Below are 18,976 nucleotides of genomic sequence, written 5' to 3'. Positions count from 1 at the left end.
AAGGACGATTCACCATGCAGACCACCCGAGCCGAGATCACGAAGGCTCTCGCCGAGATCATCAGCGAGATCGCGAGCGTCTCCGTCGACACGGTCCGCGAGGACAGCTCCTTCACCGACGACTTGGCCGTCGACTCCCTGTCGATGGTCGAGATCTCCGTCGCCGCCGAGGAGCGCTTCGCCGTCACGATTCCGGACGAAGAGGTGAAGCACTTCACCACGGTCCGCGATGTGGTCGACCACATCGCCGTGCACCAGTCCTGATCGCCCTCTGGAGATCCTCGTGAACCACCTCGCACTGCCCCTGCCCGCCCCACAGGCGCCCTTGACGACATTGCGCTGCCAGGCCCTGGCCGCGCTCCTCGACCGGATGGCGGTCCAGGACGGACGCACGCTCGGCTCCCCGGCTCCGGTCGACCCGGCGGCCGCCCTTGCCCGTACCGCCGCCGCAGCGGGCCTGACGGGCCCCGCCGAACCGTCGGAGGACGAAGCGGTTCGCTACGTGCCCACTTCAGCGGCGCGCGAGCGGGTCGGCGCCGAGCAGGACGGCACGTGGCCTCAGTCGACGGCCTCCCGCCATCGCAAGGCCCTGCGCCGAACTCCCGGAGCGGTGTTCACCTTTCCCGTGGAGGACCCGGATGCGGCCGGGGCCGCCCTGACCGTCTTCACCACGGACTGGTCGCCGACGCCGGCAGGCTGTGCCGTGGCCGTGCATCCCGGACATCCTCTGAGCCACGGCCTGCCGGCCGGGCACACGTCCTCCTTCACGGGCCGCTACTGCCGTCATCCGCTCACCGGGGACCTGCTGCCGGTATGGACCGCGAGCTGGGTCGCACCGGAGTTCGGAACCGGGGCCGTCCTGGTCAACCCCGGTCATGACGCGACCGACCTGGCCTTCGCCCGCGAGGTCGGCCTGCCCGTACGCTTCGCCCTGACCCCGCCCGACCGGGAGGAGGGCCCTGAGCACTGGCCCCTGCCGCCCGTGGCCGGAGGCGGGCGCGCCGTGCGGACCGGGGCCACCGACGGCCTCGACGCGACCGCGGCCCAGGCGGAATACCTGCGGCTGGCCGCGGCCCACGGACTCGCCGACAAGCACACGGACATCGGCACGGGCGCGTTCGCCGTGGCCGCCTTCGCCTCCGACGGCCCTCACACGGTCCACTGGGACGGGGCACGGCGCACCGTCTCGGACACCGGCCCAGCTGCCCCCGTCCGGATCAGCTCCCTCCCGATCCTCGCCGCCGCCGAGCCGGCAGTACGACAGGCGGACCTGTGCGTCGTCGCACCGTCCGCCGCCGCCGAGTCACACCTGCTGGCCCTGCGCCTGCTCCTCGCCGAACCGCACCTGGGCCCCTCGCCGCAACAGGCCCCCGACGTCCTACTGGTGGGCCCGGTCGCGGGTCAGGCCGACAACCTCGCGCCGGACGTCCTCGAGCTGGCCGTGCTCACCGGCGCCGACCCCGGGGAGACCCTCTCCCTCAAGGCCCAGCAGGCCGAGACCGCGCAGCGCTTCCTGCGCACCCACGCCGAAATCGTCGAGTCCGCAAGGGAGACCGCGGGTGAGGCCGACGAGGCGACACTCAAGGCCGCCGCCCACATCAAGACGGCGCTCCGGCAACGGAACATCAAGCACGCGTTCACACAGCTGTACCGCCTGCAGAAATCCCTGGCGAAATCCCAGTCGCCGCTCAGCGGTTCCCTCACCGTCTACGAGGCACTCGCCCACGTCCTCACAGGACTGCCGGGCCGCCGCCCCGAAGGCCGGCTCACCGGAGCCTGGCAGCTTGCCTGACGACCGCCCCGCGGTCCCGGACGGGCACGGCGGGCATGAGCGACGCGGCGCCCTCGGCCGCCAGACCGGTCAACCGCGGCCCGCAATGGGGTAGTTGGGAGCGGATCTCACTCACCCGCCATCGGCTGGGCCGACCGCACTGACGCCAGTCGACCGGCTTGCCGGCGTGCCGGAGCAGATAGGGGGAAGTCTCATGGGCCAGGCGCTTCGGCATCGGGCCGTCCTCTCCCACGGAGGCGCGGGGAGCCGGGAGCGGAGGGAGTTGTCCACAGGCCTGCCGGAATTCACACGGACGCGGAACACTGTGCGTGCGGCGACGATCACCGCTGGACGCTGCTGGAACTGCTGGAGGGGGATGGCATGCCGGGCTCACTGGCTGTGCTGCGCGACGGCCACCGGGCGGAAGCGGAAGCGCTGTTGACCAGAGCCGTCGAGGAGGAGGTGCGGCGCTCGGGCGGCCGGCTCGACGGGGAGGCGCTGCTCGGCCGCGCGCGGGCGGCGCTGGAGGAGCTGGCGGGCAGCGCCGCCGAGGAGTACACCGCGTACGTCCATGCGCTGGACGAGGCGGCCGCCGGTCAGCCGTCGTTGTCCCGGCGGCTGTCGCGCAAGGAGCTGGGGACCCCCGCGGTGGCGACGGCCGTGGCGGCGGTGGCGGCGTTCGGTACGGACCTCGCGTACGGCACGGGCGCGGGCCCGGCACTGGGCGTGGGAGCCGCCGTGGTGGTGGCGGGCGCGGCGGCCACGGTCCTGAAGCTGACCGCGGGGCACTGGCCGGCGGCGCACCGGGAGGCGGGCAGGCGCGGCCGGCCCGGCGGCGCGCATCAGCTGCGGCTGCAGTGGCTGACGGCGCTGGAGGTGCGCGGCGTCCGCCCGTTCCTGGACCAGCAGCGGATGCTGACCGCGGCGGCCCGCGGGGGCGGCACGGCATCCAAGCCCGCCGCCGCCAAGAGCGGCCGCGGACCGCAGCTGCGCGGCGCGGACCGCAGCGCGGCGGCCCGGCAGCGGTCCCTGCTGGAGCACTCCTTCTCCCAACTTCCCGACCCCGAAGGCACGTTCGCCGGGCGCCGGACCGAGCTGGCACAGATCGCGCAGTGGGTGCACGCGGCCCGCGCGAGCACGGAGACCAAGCCGACGGTGGTGATACTCCACGGCGAGCCGGGCTCGGGGCGTACGGCGCTGGCGGTGCGGGCCACCCATCAGCTGCGCGACCAGTTCCGCGGTGCGTGTGTGGTGGATCTGCGCAGTGACACCCCCGGCGAGGTGCCGTTGCCGACCCGGGATGCGCTGCTGCATCTGCTCAACCGGCTGGGCGCGCCGCGCGAGCAGCTGCTGTTCCGCGAACGGCCCTCCCAGGACCAGCACGTCAAGCGGCTCACCGACCTCTACCACCAGCATCTGGCCGGCCTTCCGGTGACGGTGCTGCTGGACGACGCCGCGGATCCCGAGCAGGTGCGCACCCTGGTGCCGGAGCGGTCCGACAGCCTGGTGCTGGTCACCTCCCGTACGCCGCTGGAGCTGCCCGACGACATCGACGCCTGGGTGCACCAGCTGCCGGTGGGCCCGCTGGACGTCACGGGCACCGAAGAGCTGCTGCGCGCCTCCGCCGCGGCCGGCAGCGAGGCCCCGGGCGGGACGGACCCGTACGACGCAGGGGCCCTCGACGAGATCTCCGAGCTGTGCGCCGGCCTGCCCCTGGCGCTGCGGGTGGCGGGCTCCGCGCTCGGCTCGCGCACCGCCACCGCACTGGCCACGGACCTGGCGGCGCACGGCGCGGTGCCACCGGTCGAGCGGGCCCTGCGGCTGCGCTACGCCGACCAGTCGGAGACCGCCCGGCGGCTGCTGCGCCGGCTGGCGCTGGTGGGCCGGGCCAGCCTGGGGGCGGCTGCCTCGGCGGCGCTCCTGGGCGTCGAGCAGGCGGAGGCGGAGCGGGAGCTGACGACGCTGACCCGGGCGGGGCTGATCGAGCACGTACGCGGCCGGCGCTACCGTCTGCACGCCCTGGTGCACCGCTTCGCGCACGACCGGCTGATGGACGAGGAGGAGCCGGAGGAGCGCGGCGCGGCCCAGGAACGCCTGATCCGCGGCTATGCGGAGCTGGCCGACTCGGTCATCCGGCTGGTCGACGGCCGTACGTCCACCCGCGCCGACCGCTTCGGATCGCACGGCTTCACCTCCCTGGACGCGGCCCTGCAGTGGCTGGACGACGAGACCAGCTTCATCACCGCCGCACTGCGCCACGCCGACCAGGGCGTGGACCAGGCGGCGGTCTCCCATCTGCTGGGCGCGCTGGCCGACTACTGCCTGCTGCGCGGCGATCTCTACCGCCTCGGCGAGCTGAGCGAGCTGACCCGGGCCGTGGGACAGGGGCTGCTGGTCCGCTCGGTGCAGTGGCGTACGGGCGTGGCGGCCCGGCAGCTCGGCGAGCTGGACAAGGCGCGGACCACCCTGTCGTCGGTGGTCGACCTGTACTTCGAGGCGCAGCATCCGGCGGGCGCCGCCCGTGCGCTGCGCGACCTGGGCATCACGCTCCAGCAGCAGGGCAATCTCACGGAGGCCGCGGCCAAGCTGCGGGAGGCGCTGGAGCTGCAGTCCGGCGCCGACATGCACGGCGACCGGGCCTGGACACTGCACGCCCTGGCGGCGGTGGAGCGGGACCGCGCGCAGCTCGCCGACGCCCTCGCCATGCTGCGGGAGGCGCTGGAGCTGCACGAGGAGAGCGAGAGCATCCACGGCCAGGCATGGGCGCACTTCCAGCTCGGCCAGCTGCATCTGCGCCGGGGCGATGTGCCGGCCGCGGAGAGCGCGCTGCATGCGGCGATGGGGCTCTACGGCCGTACGCACGACGAGCGCGGCGAGGCGTGGGCGATGACGCAGCTGGCGCGCGCCCGGCTGGTGGACGGCGACCCGGGTCCCGCGGTGGACCAGCTCCGCCAGGCCCTGCCGCTGCACCACCAGCACGAGGACGCGCGCGGCGAGGCCTGGACGATGTACTACCTGGGCCAGGCGCTGGAGGAGCGCGGCGAGCACGACGCGGCGCTGCGGCAGCTGGAGCGGTCGCGGACGATGTTCAGCCGGATGCAGGACGGCTACGGCCTGGCCTGCGCCCGGCACCACTCGGGGCGGGTCACCCGCGATCTGCGGGCGGAGCAGACCGGTTCGCTGCGCAACAGCGGCTTCGCCCGGCAGCTGCTGCAGGACGCCCGTAAGGACTTCCAGCGGATAGGGGTGCCGCACGGTGAGGCGTGGTCCTGCCTGGAGCTGCTGATCATCGACGCCGGCAACGGCAGGGCGGCGCAGGCGCTGGAGTTCGCCGACGAGGCGGCGCGCCTCTTCGCCGGCTACGGCGACCGGCGCGGCGAGGACTGGGCGCGGTTCCTGCGCTGCACGCTGCTGCCGCTCGCCTCGCCGGGCGGCAGCGTGGTGGGCGCGGCGGTCGCCCAGGAGGAGCTGGCGCAACTGGTCCGCGAGAGGCATCCGGCCCGCGATTCCAAGCTGGAGGACTGCGCGGAGGCGTTCGCCCTGCTGCTGGACCGAGGGGTGGAACCGGAGACGGGCTGGCAGGCATGGCGGCTCGGCATGGTGCCCAACCGCCATGCACGCGAGGTCATGGGCGTGCAGATCGCCCCGACCGGCACGGAGTGACGATCGGGCCCGGCTCGCCGGCCGCTCGGGCCGACGAGCCGCCGGGCCGGTCGGCCGGCCGTGTCCATCGGCCGGCCGTCGACCGCCACCCGGTCCTCGGGGGCCGGCCGACCGTGCCCACGGCCGGCCCTCAGCCGTTGGTCAGCTGGTCTTCGGCTCGGGCGCCTTCGCGGAGGCGGCGGCGGTGGTGCCCGCGTCGCCGTCCTCCGGCTGCTCCTCGAAGTCCACCTTCTTCATCTGCTTGTTCATGGACTTCATCAGCAGCCACACGGCGCCGCCGATGACCGCGAAGACGATGAAGCCGAGGACGCCGGGGGTCACTTTGTCCTTGTCGAAGCTGTCGGCAAGGGTGACGAAGTGCGTCAGGGCGAGGGTGCTGGTCGCGCTCATCATGGGCTCAATTGTTGCGGATGCCCGCGAAGAGGTCGTCCTCGGGGAGGGAAGTGTCCACGCGCGACTTCGCGAGCTCGTACTCCTCCGTCGGCCAGACCTCGCGCTGGATGTCCATCGGCACCCGGAACCACCCGCCGTCGGGGTCGATCTGGGTGGCGTGGGCGATCAGCGCCTTGTCGCGGATCTCGAAGAAGTCGGCGCACGGCACGTACGTGGTCAGCGTGCGCTCCCGCCGCTCGAACTGCTTCCAGCGCTCCAGCCACTCGCCGTAGGGCGAATCCATGCCGCGCTCCAGCAGCGCCTCGTGCAGCGCGATGGTGCGCGGCCTGTTGAAGCCCTGGTTGTAGTAGAGCTTCTGGGGCTGCCAGGGCTCGCCGGCCTCCGGGTACTTCTCCGGGTCGCCGGCCGCTTCGAAGGCCACCATCGTGATCTTGTGGGTCATGATGTGGTCCGGGTGCGGATAGCCGCCGTTCTCGTCGTAGGTCGTGATGACCTGCGGCTTGAACTCCCGGATCAGCTTGACCAGCCGTCCGGCCGCCTCGTCGACGTCCTGCAGCGCGAAGCAGCCGTCGGGCAGCGGCGGCAGCGGGTCGCCCTCGGGCAGCCCGGAGTCCACGAAGCCGAGCCACTCCTGCTTGACGCCCAGGATCTCCCGGGCCTCGTCCATCTCCTTCTTCCGTACCTCGTGGATGTGCTCCTCGATGTACGGGTCGCCCTGGAGTTTGGGGTTGAGGATGGAACCTCGCTCACCGCCTGTGCAGGTGGCGACCAGCACGTCCACCCCCTCGGACACGTACTTGGCCATGGTGGCCGCACCCTTGCTCGACTCGTCGTCGGGGTGGGCGTGGACCGCCATCAATCGCAGCTGCTCAGTCAAGACTCGATCCTCAGTGAAGGGCCGGAGAAGGTGCCTCCTATAGTGACCGAAGCGAGGGGGCGCTGTATTCCCTGGGGCGGGGACCCCCCGGGGGTTCGTGGCTCAGGTCCCCGTACCCAGGAGGATGGATCATGACCGCGGTGCGCGAAGGGCTCCCCGACGGACGCTACGGCCGCTCCGCGGACCAGCGTGCGGACCGCAAGCTCAAGATCATCGGTGCGGTGCTCGGCGCCGCCCTGCTGGGTGTCATCGGCTGGTCCGGGATCTCCTACATCTCGGGGCAGGAGCTCAGCGCCCGGGTGATCGCCTGGGACGCGGTCTCCGATCACGCGGTCAAGGTCCACCTCGAGGTCGTCAAGGACACGGACGACAAGGGTGTGTGCACGCTCCGCTCACAGGCCGAGGACGGTTCCGAGGTCGGCCGCAAGGACGTCGCCGTCGACCAGCGCTCGGGCCAGGTGGACACCGAGGTCACGCTGCGGACGACGAAGCGGGCCACCAATGCCGTCCTCGTCGGCTGCAGGGCCTCGGGCAACGGCTGACCTGCACGGTTGAACGGCGTCCGCGCCGGCGCACCCCCCTGGACCACCCCGTACGGCCCGCACCGCGCCCGGCTCACGTCCGCACCGCCGCGCGCCACCGCGCCGCTCACCGGCGGGGCGTGTCGTGACCGCCTCTGATCAGCGATGATGCGTTGCTGTGCGGCCGCTGTGAATTTCCTCTTCCCCGTTTTGTGCCGGAATTGTTAGGCTCGTGGTTTCGCCCACCTGTGAAGGCGCAAACCTTCCTGGTAGGGCGTTTGATTTATCCCCAGTACCGACGAGGAGCACCTGTGACCCAGACCAGCGAAAACGTCACCTGGCTTACCCAGGAGGCGTATGACCAGCTCAAGGCCGAGCTGGAGCACCTGTCTGGTCCCGCACGCGCCGAGATCACCGAGAAGATCGCGGCGGCCCGCGAGGAAGGTGACCTGAAGGAGAACGCCGGGTACCACGCGGCCAAGGAAGAGCAGGGCAAGCAGGAACTGCGTGTCCGCCAGCTCACCCAGCTGCTGCAGACCGCCAAGGTCGGCGAAGCGCCTGCCGCCACCGGCGTCGTCGCTCCCGGCATGGTCGTCACCATCGCGTTCGACGGGGACCCGGACGACACGCTGACGTTCCTTCTGGCGTCCCGGGAGTACGCGAGCTCGGACATCGAGACCTACTCCCCCCAGTCGCCGCTGGGCACCGGCGTGAACGGCAAGAAGGTCGGCGCCGAGGCGGAGTACGAGCTCCCCAACGGCAAGAAGGCGGCCGTGAAGATCCTCGACGCGAAGCCGTACACCGGCTGACTCCGAGGCACCCCGGCACGGCGAAGCGGCCCGGAGCACGATGCTCCGGGCCGCTTCCCCTGTCCGCGACGTCATGCAGGCGGGCGCCCGGGGGGGGCTTCCCTGGCGGGCCCCGACCCCTCGGGCCCGCCCGGCGCCGCCCCGGGCCGCGCCCCTCAGGCCGTGGCCGACCGGTATTTGCGGACCGCCAGCGTCCGGAAGACCGCGATGATCAGAACGGACCAGATCACCGAGGCCAGCACCGGATGCTCCATCGGCCAGGCCCCGGTCACCGACTGGGGCATCTTGTCGATGGTGTTGCCGAACAGCTGCCGGGCCGCGGCCACCGTCGCGCTGAACGGGTTCCACTCCGCGACATGCTGCAGGAACGCCGGCATGCCGTTGACCGGGACGAACGCGTTCGAGATGAAGGTCAGCGGGAAGAGCCAGATCAGCCCGCCCGAGGTGGCCGCCTCGGGCGTCCGCACCGTCAGCCCGATGAGCGCGCCGATCCAGGAGAAGGCGTAGCCCAGCAGGAGCAGCAGCGCGAACCCCGCCAGCACCTCGACGAGGTTCTCGTGCGCACGCCAGCCGATCAGCAGCGCGACGACCGCCAGCACCACCAGCGTCAGCGCCGTCTGCACGAGGTCGGCGAGAGTGCGGCCGGTGAGCACCGCCCCGCGGGACATCGGCAGCGACCGGAACCGGTCGATGAGGCCCTTGTGCATGTCGTCGGCGATCCCCGCGCCGGCGCCCGCCGTGGCGAAGGTGACGGTCTGCGCGAAGATCCCGGCCATCAGGAACTCGCGGTAGGCCTGGGCATCGCCCACCGGGGCGCCGGGGACGTTGATGGAGCCGCCGAAGACGTAGGTGAACAGCACCACGAACATGATCGGCTGGATGAGCCCGAAGATCACCACTTCGGGGATCCGGAGCATCCGGATCAGATTGCGTTTCGCCACGACCAGGGAGTCGCGTACGGATCTGCTCAGAGCGCCGCGGGACTGCGGCGTACGGAGCGGGGCGTTGCCGGCCGTTTCGGTCACCGTGGTCACTTCACGCCCTCCTTGTCGGTCGTCGCGGCATCCGCGTCGGCCACCGCCCCCGGCTCGCTCGGGCCCTTGGTCCCGGCGGCCCTGCCGCCCTTCTTCTGCCGCCCGCCGGCGCCCTTGCCGCCCGCGCCGTTCTCCTCCGCCTCCGCGGCGTGCCCGGTCAGCGAGATGAACACATCGTCGAGGGTCGGGCGGCGCAGCCCGATGTCGTCGATCTCCACCCCGCGCGCGTCCAGTTCACGGATGACCTCGGCGAGCAGCTTGGCGCCGCCCGACACGGGGACGGTGAGCTTGCGGGTGTGCGGTTCGACCGTGCCCTCGCCCTTGCCGAAGCCGCGCAGGACCTCGTCGGCGACGGTGAGGTGCTCGGCGGCGTGCACCACGACCTCGACGCGCTCCCCGCCGGTGCGGGCCTTGAGCTGGTCGGAGGTGCCGCGGGCGATGACCTTGCCGTGGTCGACGACGCAGATGTCGTGCGCCAGGCGGTCGGCCTCCTCCAGGTACTGCGTGGTGAGCAGCAGGGTCGTGCCGCCCGCGACCAGTTCCTGGATGACGTCCCAGAGGGCTTGGCGGTTACGGGGGTCCAGGCCGGTGGTCGGCTCGTCCATGAACATCACGGGCGGGCTGACGACCAGCGCGGCCGCCAGGTCGAGACGGCGGCGCATACCGCCGGAGTAGGTCTTGGCGGGGCGGTCGGCCGCATCGCCGAGATGGAAGCGTTCCAGCAGCTCGGCGGCCCGCCGCTTCGCGTCGCGGCCGCTCATCTGGTAGAGCTGGCCGACCATCGTCAGGTTCTCGCGGCCGGTCAAGTACTCGTCCACGGCGGCGAATTGACCGGACAGACCTATGGAGCGCCGCACCTTGTCGGGTTGCGCGAGGACGTCGATCCCGGCGACCTGCACCTTCCCCCGGTCGGGCTGGAGCAGGGTCGTGAGGACACGTACCGCGGTGGTCTTGCCGGCACCGTTGGGGCCGAGCATTCCGAGGACGGTTCCTTCGGGAACGTCGAGGTCGACGCCGTCCAGTGCCCGCACGTCGCCGAACGTCTTCACCAGACCTTCGGCGTAAATGGCGCCTGGCATGTGGGTACTCCCATGGCTTGGGTGAAGTTCCAGTCGAATATTACGATTGGCGGCCTATGCCTGCTCTGCGGCATATGTCCGCAACGGAACGCCACGACTCCCCGGCACCCCGTAACCACGATGCTATGTCCAAACGCGATACATCGCGATACAAATTTCGATTTTCCGCGCACGCACGACAGGGGAACGACCGTTCGTCGACGCGTGTGGGGGCGCCACGTTATACCCGCGACGCCCCTGCGACCCATCCCTTTTATGGCAGTCCCTCATACGGGATCCGGTACGGCAGCCGCCCCCTCGGCCGAGCAGCGATGATCCCGGACCGCCCCCGTACGCCGCCCCGTGCGTCCCCCTTTGCCGCACCCGGCGCGCTCACTCCGCGACGACGTACCCCGCCCCGTGCAGCGCCGCACGCACCTCGTCGCAGTGCGCCGGACCCTGCGTCTCCAGATGCAGCTCCACCTCGACCTCGGTCAGCCCGAGCCGGGGATCGGTGCGCACATGGCCGACGTCGAGCACGTTCGCGTCGGCCTCCGACAGCACCCCGAGCAGCGTCGCCAGCGCCCCCGGCCGGTCCGTCAACCGGAGCCGCAGCGAGAGGTAGCGCCCGCCGGCGGCCATGCCGTGCCGCAGGATGCGCTGGAGCAGCAGCGGGTCGACATTGCCGCCGGACAGCACCGCCACCACCGGCCCCTCGAAGGACTCCGGATCGGCGAGCAGCGCCGCCACCGGGCTCGCCCCGGCCGGCTCCACCACCTGCTTCGCCCGCTCCAGGCACAGCAGCAACGCGCTGGAGAGCTGGCCCTCGGTGACCGTGCGGACCTCGTCCACCAGCCGCTCGACCATCGCGAACGTCACCTCGCCGGGGCGCCCCACCTTGATGCCGTCCGCCATCGTCGACAGCCCCTCGATCGCCACCGGGCGCCCGGCCGCCAGCGACGGCGGATAGCAGGCCGCCCCCGCCGCCTGCACCCCGACGACCTTCACATCCGGCCGCAGCGCTTTGACCGCGAGCGCGACCCCCGCGGCGAGCCCGCCGCCGCCGATCCCGACGACGATGGTCCGCACCTCGGGGCACTGTTCGAGGATCTCCAGGCCGACGGTGCCCTGACCGGCGATGATGTCGGGGTGGTCGAAGGGGTGGATGAAGACCGCGCCGGTCTCGCGCGCATACTCCTGGGCGGCGGCCAGCGTCTCGTCCACGACCTGGCCGTGCAGCCGTACCTCGGCGCCGTATTCGCGGGTGGCGGCGACCTTCGGCAACGGGGCGCCGACCGGCATGAACACCGTCGACCGCACCCCCAGCAGGGACGCCGCGAGCGCCACGCCCTGCGCGTGGTTGCCGGCACTGGCGGCCACCACACCGGCCGCCCGCTCCTGCGCCGAGAGCCCGGCGATCCGTACGTAGGCGCCACGGATCTTGAAGGAGCCGGTGCGCTGGAGGTTCTCGCACTTGAGGTGGACGGGCGAGCCGACGAGCCCGGACAGGTAGCGGCTGCCCTCCATGGTGGTGGCCCGGGAGACGCCGGAGAGCATCTTGTCCGCCGCGCGTACGTCATCGACCGTAATCGCCGTCATCGGGCCCTCGGCGGGGTGCACGGATGCGGAGGACCCGGGCGTCGTACGCGGCGTGTGGTCGGCCATATCGCCAGTCTTGCAGTTCACCCACCGTGGAGCCTTTTCTGCCCAAATGGTGATCAGGCGCGCCGCGGCGCGGGGCGTCCCCGCCCCGGCGCGCCGCGCGTCCGCCGGGGGGTTACGGGGCGTTATCGGAATGGACAGCCCAGGTACGCCCCGCGCCCGGTCCGCGTACGCTGTCCTCCCATCCATACGCACTTCCATCGAAGCGAGCTCCCGGCCATGCCCACCTCTTCGGACATGACGACCCACACCGACTCCGCTCTCCTCGACGCGCTGCAGCACCAAGTGGCCGTCTTCGCCCGCCGCGCAGAACAGAGCCGGCTCGGCGGCGTCGGGCAGGCGCGCAACTCCATGGACCGCGCCGCCTACCTGCTGCTCAACCGCCTGGACCAGGAGGGCCCGATGGGCGTCAAGGCCCTGGCCGCCGGTATGGGCATCGACTCCTCGACGGTCACCCGGCAGGTCGCCCCGCTGGTCGACTCCGGACTGGTCAGCCGCGCCACCCATCCGGAGGACGGCCGGGCCGTGGTGCTCCAGCTGTCCGAGCGCGGCCGCACCCGCCTGGAGGAGGTGCGCACGTCCCGCCGTGCGCTGATGGCCCTGGTGACGGAGCAGTGGAGCGAGGAGGAGCGTACGGCCTTCACCACGCTCCTGACGCGCTTCAACGCCTCCCTCTCCGACATCACCGCGTCCTTGACGCCGATGGGCCCGACGTCCTGACGACCGCGCACCCCGCCGGGCCGTGACCACCGGGCGGTGACCGCCGCGTCCACGACCGCCGGGCCCTGAGCGCCCGCCCGTCCGCGGCCTGCCGCACCCGCCGCACCGTGACCGCCCGCCGGCCCGCGGACTGCCTCCCCCGTCACGCCTCTTGACCGCATGGCCGCGCTGCCGTGCTATAGGAGCCCAGGGTCGGGTGTACGTCATCCGGGAGGCGCGGTGCGAGAGCGGCGACCGGCGCAGGAGCGCCGCCGTGCCCGGGAGTTCACGCTGTTCGTGGCGGGCGCCTCGGGCCGGCTGCTGCACACCGCCGCGCTGCTGACCGGCGAGCCCGTCTCCCGACCCGCGCCGGCCGCCGAGGAGTTGCTGACCTGCGCGCTCTCGCGTACGTACGCCGTCTGGGACCGGCTGCGCGGCGACGATCCGTACGAGCGCGCCCGCCGGGAGATGACCCTCCGCTTCGCGCGCACCGCCCGGCGCCACCGCCGGCCGCGCGGTGGCCTCCTGGACCGGCTGTCGCCCCGCGAGCGTCTGGTCCTCGTCCTGCGGCTGTACGAGGGCGTGCCCGAGGAACAGACCGCGGCCCAACTCGGGCTCCCCGCCGAGCGGGTGCACGCCCTGTGTCTGCACGCGATCGCGGAGATGCGCAGTCACCGCCCCCGGCCGGCGCCGTCGCGGAACCCGGGCGGGACACAGCCCCCCTCGGCGGCACCGGAACCCGGCCCGCCCCCTCACTCCGCCCCGAAGTCCCCGGCCCCATGAGCGGCCTCCCCGACCGCAAGGAGGCCGAGGTGCGGCGGATGCTGGCCGGGCCGCATCCGCTCGTTCCGCCCGATCTCGCCGACCGGGCCCTCACCCGCGGCCGCCGCCTCCTGGCACACCGCAGGCTGCTGCGCCGCCTCGGCCGGCTCTGTGCGCTGCTCGCGCTGGCGGCGCTGGCCTGGGCGGTCCTGGCGCATGGCCTACCGACCCCGCCGGCCCGCACCACCCCTCCCGCGGAGGGGTGGTGAAGGGCCGGGCCCGAGAGCGGTGCGTCAGCCCAACGCCTGGGTGAGGTCGGCCAGCAGGTCGTCGACCGACTCGATACCGACCGAGAGGCGCACGAGGTCGTTGGGGACCTCCAGCAGCGAACCGGCCGTCGAGGCGTGCGTCATCAGCCCCGGGTGCTCGATCAGCGACTCGACGCCGCCCAGCGACTCGCCGAGGGTGAACAGCTTGGCCCGGTTGCAGACCTCCACCGCCGCCTGCTCGCCGCCCGCGACCTGGAACGACACCATGCCGCCGAAGGACCGCATCTGCTTGGCGGCGATCTCGTGGCCCTGGTGCTCGGTCAGACCCGGGTAGTAGACGCGGGTCACCTTCTTGTGGGAGGCGAGCAGGTCCGCGATGCGTGCCGCGTTGGCGCTGTGCCGGTCCATGCGGACGGCCAGCGTCTTGATGCCGCGCATCACGAGCCAGGCGTCGAACGGTCCGGCGACCGCGCCCATCGCGTTCTGGTGGTAGGCGAGCTCCTCGCCGAGGGCGTCGTCGTTGACGACGAGGGCGCCGCCGACCACGTCCGAGTGGCCGCCCATGTACTTGGTCGTGGAGTAGACCACCACGTCCGCGCCCAGGGCGAGCGGCTGCTGGAGGTAGGGGCTGGCGAAGGTGTTGTCGACGACGAGCTTGATCCCGGCGTCATGGGCGACCCCGGCCAGCGCCGCGATGTCGCTGATGCCGAGCAGCGGGTTGCTGGGCGTCTCCACCCAGATCGCCTTCGTACGGGGCCGCAGCGCGTCGCGCACGGCCTTCGGGTCGGAGGTGTCGGCCACCGACCACTCGACGCCCCAGCGCTCGACGACCTTCGAGATGAGACGGAAGGTCCCGCCGTAGGCGTCGTTGGGGATGACGACGTGGTCGCCGGGCACCAGGAGGGTGCGCAGCAGGCAGTCCTCGGCGGCGAGGCCGGAGGCGAAGGCGAGGCCGCGGCGGCCGCCGTCGAGGGCCGCGAGGTTCTCCTCCAGGGCGGTACGGGTCGGGTTGGCGCTGCGGCTGTACTCGTAGCCGCCGCGGAGCCCGCCGACCCCGTCCTGCTTGTACGTGGATACCTGGTAGATGGGCGGTACCACCGCGCCGGTCGCCTCGTCGGGCTCCTGACCTGCGTGGATGGCAACGGTTTCAAAATGCTGGTGGCGTGGTTCGCGCTGATCGCTCATGTCGCCGAGGGTAGTCGGCCCCGCGACCGAACTTTTCGGAACTTTCTGGTTGGCTGGATAGTGGATACATGTGGGGGACCGCACACCGGTTCCCCAGTGCACCCCGCCCGCCCGCCGTCGCCCCACCGCTCCCGCCGCACCCCCGAGCCGCACCGCCCCGCCGGTGGCCGCCGCCTCCGCCCGCCGAGACAGGTACAGGACACACCCCCCATGGATGCTCTGCTGGTTCTCCTCGCCGCGCTCGCGCTCGGCGGCTTCGTCTTCCTGCCCTGGATGCGGCGCCGGCGGGCCGTGCAGTACACCCGGCAGGGCCTGGTGGTGGCCTCCGACCCGATGGCCGGCTACGGCTTCGTCCCGCTGGAGGAGCTCGACGTACGGCTGCCGGGCCCTGACCGGGAACTGGCGGACGCGCTGGCCGAGATGCGCCGCACGCACGACTGGCGCCCGGCCGCCGCGCTATTGAAGGCCACCGGCGACGACTGGGAGCGCCGCTGGCAGCGGGTGCAGACGCTGGCCGGCGCCGCCGCGTTCGAGCTGGCCGCGGAGGAGGCGACGGAGCAGCAGCGGCGCGGTGCCGCACCGGGGTACGGCGACGGCGGGCGCACCGGCGGCATCTGGCTGCGCACCTGGCGCGCGGAGGCCCCCAAGGACCCCGGCGGCGCCCAGACGCACGCCCAGTTCCTGGTGGTCCAGGCGCTGCGCGACCCGGGCTCGCCGGACTTCCGCATGATCCTCGAGGAGGCCCGTACGGTCTGCCGGGAGGCGGCGCTGCTGGCCCCGGGCAGCCCGATCCCGTACATCACCGAGCTGGCGGTCGCCCGCGGCCTGCACGACCGCCCCGCCGACTACGAAGAGCTCTGGTCCAAGGTCGCCCAGCGCGCCCCGCAGCACATGGGCGCCCACCTCGCCGCCCTCCCCTACTGGTCGCAGAAGTGGCACGGCTCACGCAAGGAGGCCGAGGCCTTCGCCGAGCGCACCGCGGCCGCCGCCCCCGCGGGCACCCTCCTCCCGGCCCTCCCCCTCTTCGCGGTGTACGAGCACCTCCCCGAGGCCAACATGGTCCGCAGCCTCTTCCAGAGCGCGGTCGTCGAGCGCGCCGTCGAGGGCGCCCACTTCGCCCTCCGCGAGGCCCCCGCCGACCACCCCATGGCCCCGCACGTCCGCCACCTCCTGGTCTGGTTCCTGGTCCGCGCCGAGCGCTGGCCCGAGGCCATGGAACAGCTCCGCCTCGTCGACGGCCACGTCGGCGCCGTCCCCTGGTCCTACGGCCACAGCCCCGCCGCCGAGTACGCCGCCTACCGCGCCCTGGCCATCGCCGGCTGGGAACAGCTGGGCGGCAACGGGGCGGGGTTCCCGCCGGCGGGGGCGTAGAAGGGCGGGGCCGGGCGGCGACACCGGAATACCCCCCACCCCCACAGCGTTCCCGCCAGTACAACGCCGAGCGTCACCCCGCCACCCGCGCCCTGCCGCGCACGACGAGCAGCCCACGACCAGCAGCCCCACAGCCCGGACACTGAGCCCAGCCCGAGCGTCAGCCCCAGCCCAGGAGCCTGATCCCATGCTCTTCTCCCGCTTCAAGACCCACCTCCCCACGCCGGACGAAGCGCTCGAAGGGCGCCCCGAGCGGGCCTTCACCGTCCCCGGCCGGCACACCGTCCTCGGCAACCCCCTGCTCGGCCCGTACCCCGACGGCCTGGAGATCGCCGACTTCGGCCTGGGCTGCTTCTGGGGCGCCGAGCGGAAGTTCTGGCAGACCAAGGGCGTCTGGACCACCCTCGTCGGCTATCAGGGCGGCCACACCCCGAACCCCACGTACGAAGAGGTCTGCAGCGGCCACACCGGCCACACCGAGGCCGTCCGCGTCGTCTACGACCCCAAGGTCGTCTCCTACGACCAGCTGCTGAAGCTCTTCTGGGAGTCCCACGACCCCACCCAGGGCTTCCGCCAGGGCAACGACGTCGGCACCCAGTACCGCTCCGCGATCTACACCCACTCCCCCGCCCAACAACAGACCGCCGAAGCCTCCCGCGACGCCTACCGCACCGTCCTCCGCAACTCCGGCTACACCGACATCACCACCGAAATCCTCCCCGCCGACACCACCCGCCCCTTCTACCCGGCGGAGGGCTACCACCAGCAGTACCTGGACAAGAACCCGACGGGGTACTGCGGGATCGGGGGGACGGGCGTCTCTTGCCCGATCGGCGTGGCCAGGGCTGATGGCTGAGCAACTGTCGCCGGAAGCCACGGCGACGCTGCGGGCGCTGCTGGCCGGCTCGGATCCGGTGAGCAGCGCCCTGCTGGCCCAGATTCCCCACACGCGCGTGGTGGGCAGGTGTGGGTGCGGTTGCGTGACGGTCGATCTGGAAGTGGACCGTACGGCAGCGGCTCCTGCGCCGTCGCACGACAATCCGGCCGTGGATGGCGGGTACGACGCCCCGTACTCGGCTGGCGTCCTCGTCTGCACCAAAGGCGGCTACCTCTCCGCCCTGGAGATCTACTCAGTCTCCGACGAACCGATCACCGCATGGCCGGACCCCCGCTTCATCGAACAATGAGCAACTGAGCGCACGCACCAGCAGTACCTGGACAAGAACCGGGCGGGTTAGGCCTTGGCGTCACCCAAACCGCGTCGAAGCTCTGGCCGTACGTGTCGAAGATTCCGCCGTTCCCGTTACGCGAAAGTGCCACGCGGGCGCTGCGTACGCGTTCAAGCCTCAGACATGGGCATTGGCCAGTGGCTGATCGCCCGGCCGGTGAAGGGAGTTGTACGGCGCGACCCCGTGGGTCCCCTGTGGTTGCCCGCATCGCGATTACCCCTCAACGGCCCACAGCCGCTGTATTGCTGACGCTCTGTGGGTAGCGAGGTCGGATCGAGTACATCGCTTCATCCAAGCCCGCCATGAAGCTGGTCCGTGAGCTGGTCGGCCCCACCCCCGCGTCGGTGCTGACAATTCTCCGGAATCAGCCCACCGACTGTCGCGCTATCCCTATGATCAAGCCACAGTCACCCTTCTGGAGGGCATGTGTCGATGATCATCACCCTTGCTGCCGGCGCATCCGGATTGACGGATATGCAGCAGAAGTTGATAGTCGGGCTTGCCAGCGCATTTGTCGGCGTCTTGGGAACGCTACTAGCGCACTTCCTGAAATCTCGGCGGGAGCCGCGGCGGAAGGTTTCCTACGATTCTGCTACAGAGCCCGGCCTTGGCGGCATCGACCCCAAACTGAGGGATAAGCTGCAGATCTCATACGCTGGAACCCATGTCGAGGACCTGCATTCTGCCCACTACAGAATCGTGAACAGCGGGAACTCCGTCATCAAGAATCAACGGGTTCGCTTCTCCATCCCAGACGACGTGAAACTTCTTGAGCTCATCCTCGCGCCGGAACCGGAACCAGAACTGAAAGTCCGGAAGAGCCCGGAGTCTTCTCCTTCGCAGATCATTTACACCATTGGCCAACTGGAGCGAGGCGAGGAGGTCAGCTTTGGCCTCGTCCTGGATGGGAAGAACGCAACCCAATGGAAGGTGAAAACGTCGAACGAGGAAGGTGGCGTCGACGTAGAGAAGCGAGGGGCTCAACGAAATATCGAAGATCGAGCCCATGTGGTCCCTTTCTTGACTTCCGTCTTCCTCTTCCTCTTTGTACCTCCGGCGATCAGCGGGTTCGTACTCGATGAGACCCTAAGTGATGCACTCACCAGTTTGATCAGGGTCGCTTTTCTCATATTCTGCATCATTCACTTGCTGCCCACGCTTCGCCTCGTACGCGAGACCTTCTTTTCGGGCGACAAGGCCGGACGCGGTCACGAGATCGAAGGGGATGCCTACATCTTCAATGACAGCACCTTCAATGGTGGAGTCACCTGGAATCCGGAAGCGCGGCAAAGCAGGACTGAAAGCGCACCCCGCTAGTCAGCCTGTCAGGCCGTCGCCGGACGAGCTCCATGCCGCTCGTAGAGCCGCTTCACCTGCTCGACCCAGAAGCCAAATTTCTCGTCTGCTGACGCGCTCAGGGGTAGCAGCTGGAGTTCCTTGGCGAGCTGATAGAAGCCCGGGCCGGCATCGTTGGCGCTCAAATAGTTCACCAGGGCCGAGAGCATGACAGGCGGGCCCGCGGTGATGATCTCCTGTTCCGCCCTTGCGGCGAGACGGCGCTTGAGGCCTCGCTCTCCGTGATTCAAGCGAGGCACGCCCTCGATGGTGCTCGTCGGCTTGGTGCGACGTTGCGAGCGGCCGCGGTCGTCGGCGGCACTTGGGCGAGGGGCCGGT

19 protein-coding genes are annotated in these 18,976 nt (G+C 71.3%); 12 read left to right on the top strand and 7 right to left on the bottom strand.

Annotation, left to right across the window (positions count from 1 at the left end):
- The first annotated feature begins 14 nt into the window (after positions 1-14).
- The 3 genes from AB0411_RS18580 to AB0411_RS18570 all read left to right on the top strand — a co-directional run bounded on the left by AB0411_RS18580 (position 15) and on the right by AB0411_RS18570 (position 5,433).
- The gene (locus AB0411_RS18580; RefSeq protein ID WP_366418366.1) at positions 15-263 is read left to right on the top strand and encodes an acyl carrier protein; all 249 of its coding nucleotides are present in this window, start codon (positions 15-17) and stop codon (positions 261-263) included.
- A gap of 19 nt (positions 264-282) precedes the next feature.
- The gene (locus tag AB0411_RS18575; RefSeq protein ID WP_366418365.1) at positions 283-1,791 is read left to right on the top strand and encodes a hypothetical protein; all 1,509 of its coding nucleotides are present in this window, start codon (positions 283-285) and stop codon (positions 1,789-1,791) included.
- Between the two features lie 360 nt (positions 1,792-2,151).
- Positions 2,152-5,433, top strand: a complete 3,282-nt coding sequence (locus AB0411_RS18570) for a tetratricopeptide repeat protein (protein WP_366418364.1) — start codon at positions 2,152-2,154, stop codon at positions 5,431-5,433.
- Between the two features lie 141 nt (positions 5,434-5,574).
- Here AB0411_RS18570 and AB0411_RS18565 read toward each other — a convergent pair whose 3' ends face one another.
- Both AB0411_RS18565 and mca read right to left on the bottom strand, forming a co-directional pair.
- Entirely contained in the window at positions 5,575-5,826 is a 252-nt protein-coding gene (locus AB0411_RS18565) for a hypothetical protein (RefSeq protein WP_366418363.1), read from the bottom strand.
- Between the two features lie 4 nt (positions 5,827-5,830).
- Positions 5,831-6,703, bottom strand: coding sequence for a mycothiol conjugate amidase Mca (gene mca / locus AB0411_RS18560; protein ID WP_366418362.1), 873 nt, complete (start codon positions 6,701-6,703; stop codon positions 5,831-5,833).
- A gap of 131 nt (positions 6,704-6,834) precedes the next feature.
- Here mca and AB0411_RS18555 point away from each other — a divergent pair, with 131 nt between their 5' ends.
- Entirely contained in the window at positions 6,835-7,245 is a 411-nt protein-coding gene (locus AB0411_RS18555; RefSeq protein ID WP_366418361.1) for a DUF4307 domain-containing protein, read from the top strand.
- A 290-nt stretch (positions 7,246-7,535) separates the two neighbouring features.
- On the top strand, positions 7,536-8,033 hold the full coding sequence (gene greA, locus AB0411_RS18550) for a transcription elongation factor GreA (protein WP_086717338.1): 498 nt from the start codon (positions 7,536-7,538) through the stop codon (positions 8,031-8,033).
- A gap of 155 nt (positions 8,034-8,188) precedes the next feature.
- On the opposite strand, the gene AB0411_RS18545 is transcribed toward greA, so the two are convergent.
- The 3 genes from AB0411_RS18545 to ilvA form a co-directional block, all read right to left on the bottom strand.
- The gene (locus AB0411_RS18545) at positions 8,189-9,004 is read right to left on the bottom strand and encodes an ABC transporter permease (protein WP_403147229.1); all 816 of its coding nucleotides are present in this window, start codon (positions 9,002-9,004) and stop codon (positions 8,189-8,191) included.
- Positions 9,005-9,063: 59 nt separating this feature from the next.
- Positions 9,064-10,146 carry an ATP-binding cassette domain-containing protein gene (locus AB0411_RS18540; RefSeq protein ID WP_366418360.1) on the bottom strand — a complete coding sequence of 361 codons (1,083 nt, stop codon included), beginning with the start codon at positions 10,144-10,146 and terminating at the stop codon, positions 9,064-9,066.
- Positions 10,147-10,518: 372 nt separating this feature from the next.
- Complete coding sequence (ilvA, locus tag AB0411_RS18535) at positions 10,519-11,790, bottom strand: threonine ammonia-lyase (RefSeq protein ID WP_437042486.1); 1,272 nt, start codon at positions 11,788-11,790, stop codon at positions 10,519-10,521.
- Positions 11,791-12,006: 216 nt separating this feature from the next.
- Between ilvA and AB0411_RS18530 the strand changes: the two genes are divergently transcribed.
- The 3 genes from AB0411_RS18530 to AB0411_RS18520 all read left to right on the top strand — a co-directional run bounded on the left by AB0411_RS18530 (position 12,007) and on the right by AB0411_RS18520 (position 13,517).
- Entirely contained in the window at positions 12,007-12,507 is a 501-nt protein-coding gene (locus AB0411_RS18530) for a MarR family winged helix-turn-helix transcriptional regulator (protein ID WP_086717335.1), read from the top strand.
- Between the two features lie 219 nt (positions 12,508-12,726).
- Positions 12,727-13,269 (top strand): sigma factor-like helix-turn-helix DNA-binding protein, encoded by a 543-nt coding sequence (locus tag AB0411_RS18525; protein WP_366418359.1) that lies wholly within the window; start codon positions 12,727-12,729, stop codon positions 13,267-13,269.
- Complete coding sequence (locus AB0411_RS18520; protein WP_366418358.1) at positions 13,266-13,517, top strand: hypothetical protein; 252 nt, start codon at positions 13,266-13,268, stop codon at positions 13,515-13,517. Before AB0411_RS18525 ends, AB0411_RS18520 begins: the two co-directional genes overlap by 4 nt.
- A 24-nt stretch (positions 13,518-13,541) precedes the next feature.
- Here the strand turns inward: AB0411_RS18520 and AB0411_RS18515 are convergent, their stop codons facing one another.
- A complete protein-coding gene (locus AB0411_RS18515) occupies positions 13,542-14,702 on the bottom strand; it encodes a cystathionine gamma-synthase (protein WP_366418357.1) in 1,161 nt (386 codons plus the stop codon).
- Between the two features lie 210 nt (positions 14,703-14,912).
- Between AB0411_RS18515 and AB0411_RS18510 the strand changes: the two genes are divergently transcribed.
- The 4 genes from AB0411_RS18510 to AB0411_RS18495 all read left to right on the top strand — a co-directional run bounded on the left by AB0411_RS18510 (position 14,913) and on the right by AB0411_RS18495 (position 18,619).
- On the top strand, positions 14,913-16,073 hold the full coding sequence (locus AB0411_RS18510; protein ID WP_366418356.1) for a hypothetical protein: 1,161 nt from the start codon (positions 14,913-14,915) through the stop codon (positions 16,071-16,073).
- 187 nt (positions 16,074-16,260) lie between these two features.
- On the top strand, positions 16,261-16,929 hold the full coding sequence (gene msrA, locus AB0411_RS18505) for a peptide-methionine (S)-S-oxide reductase MsrA (protein ID WP_366418355.1): 669 nt from the start codon (positions 16,261-16,263) through the stop codon (positions 16,927-16,929).
- A complete protein-coding gene (locus AB0411_RS18500) occupies positions 16,922-17,260 on the top strand; it encodes a hypothetical protein (protein ID WP_366418354.1) in 339 nt (112 codons plus the stop codon). The genes msrA and AB0411_RS18500 overlap by 8 nt, the downstream gene beginning before the upstream one ends.
- Positions 17,261-17,728: 468 nt before the next feature.
- Positions 17,729-18,619: a hypothetical protein gene (locus AB0411_RS18495; protein WP_366418353.1), complete on the top strand. Its 891-nt coding sequence runs from the start codon at positions 17,729-17,731 to the stop codon at positions 18,617-18,619.
- An 8-nt stretch (positions 18,620-18,627) separates the two neighbouring features.
- Here AB0411_RS18495 and AB0411_RS18490 read toward each other — a convergent pair whose 3' ends face one another.
- Positions 18,628-18,897, bottom strand: a complete 270-nt coding sequence (locus AB0411_RS18490) for a hypothetical protein (RefSeq protein ID WP_366418352.1) — start codon at positions 18,895-18,897, stop codon at positions 18,628-18,630.
- Positions 18,898-18,976: the final 79 nt, after the last annotated feature.

The sequence above is a fragment of the Streptomyces angustmyceticus genome, from assembly GCF_040701845.1.
Lineage (GTDB): Bacteria > Actinomycetota > Actinomycetes > Streptomycetales > Streptomycetaceae > Streptomyces > Streptomyces angustmyceticus_A.
The sequence above is the reverse complement of the archived record's forward strand: the minus strand, read 5'-3'. Positions and strand labels throughout refer to the sequence as shown.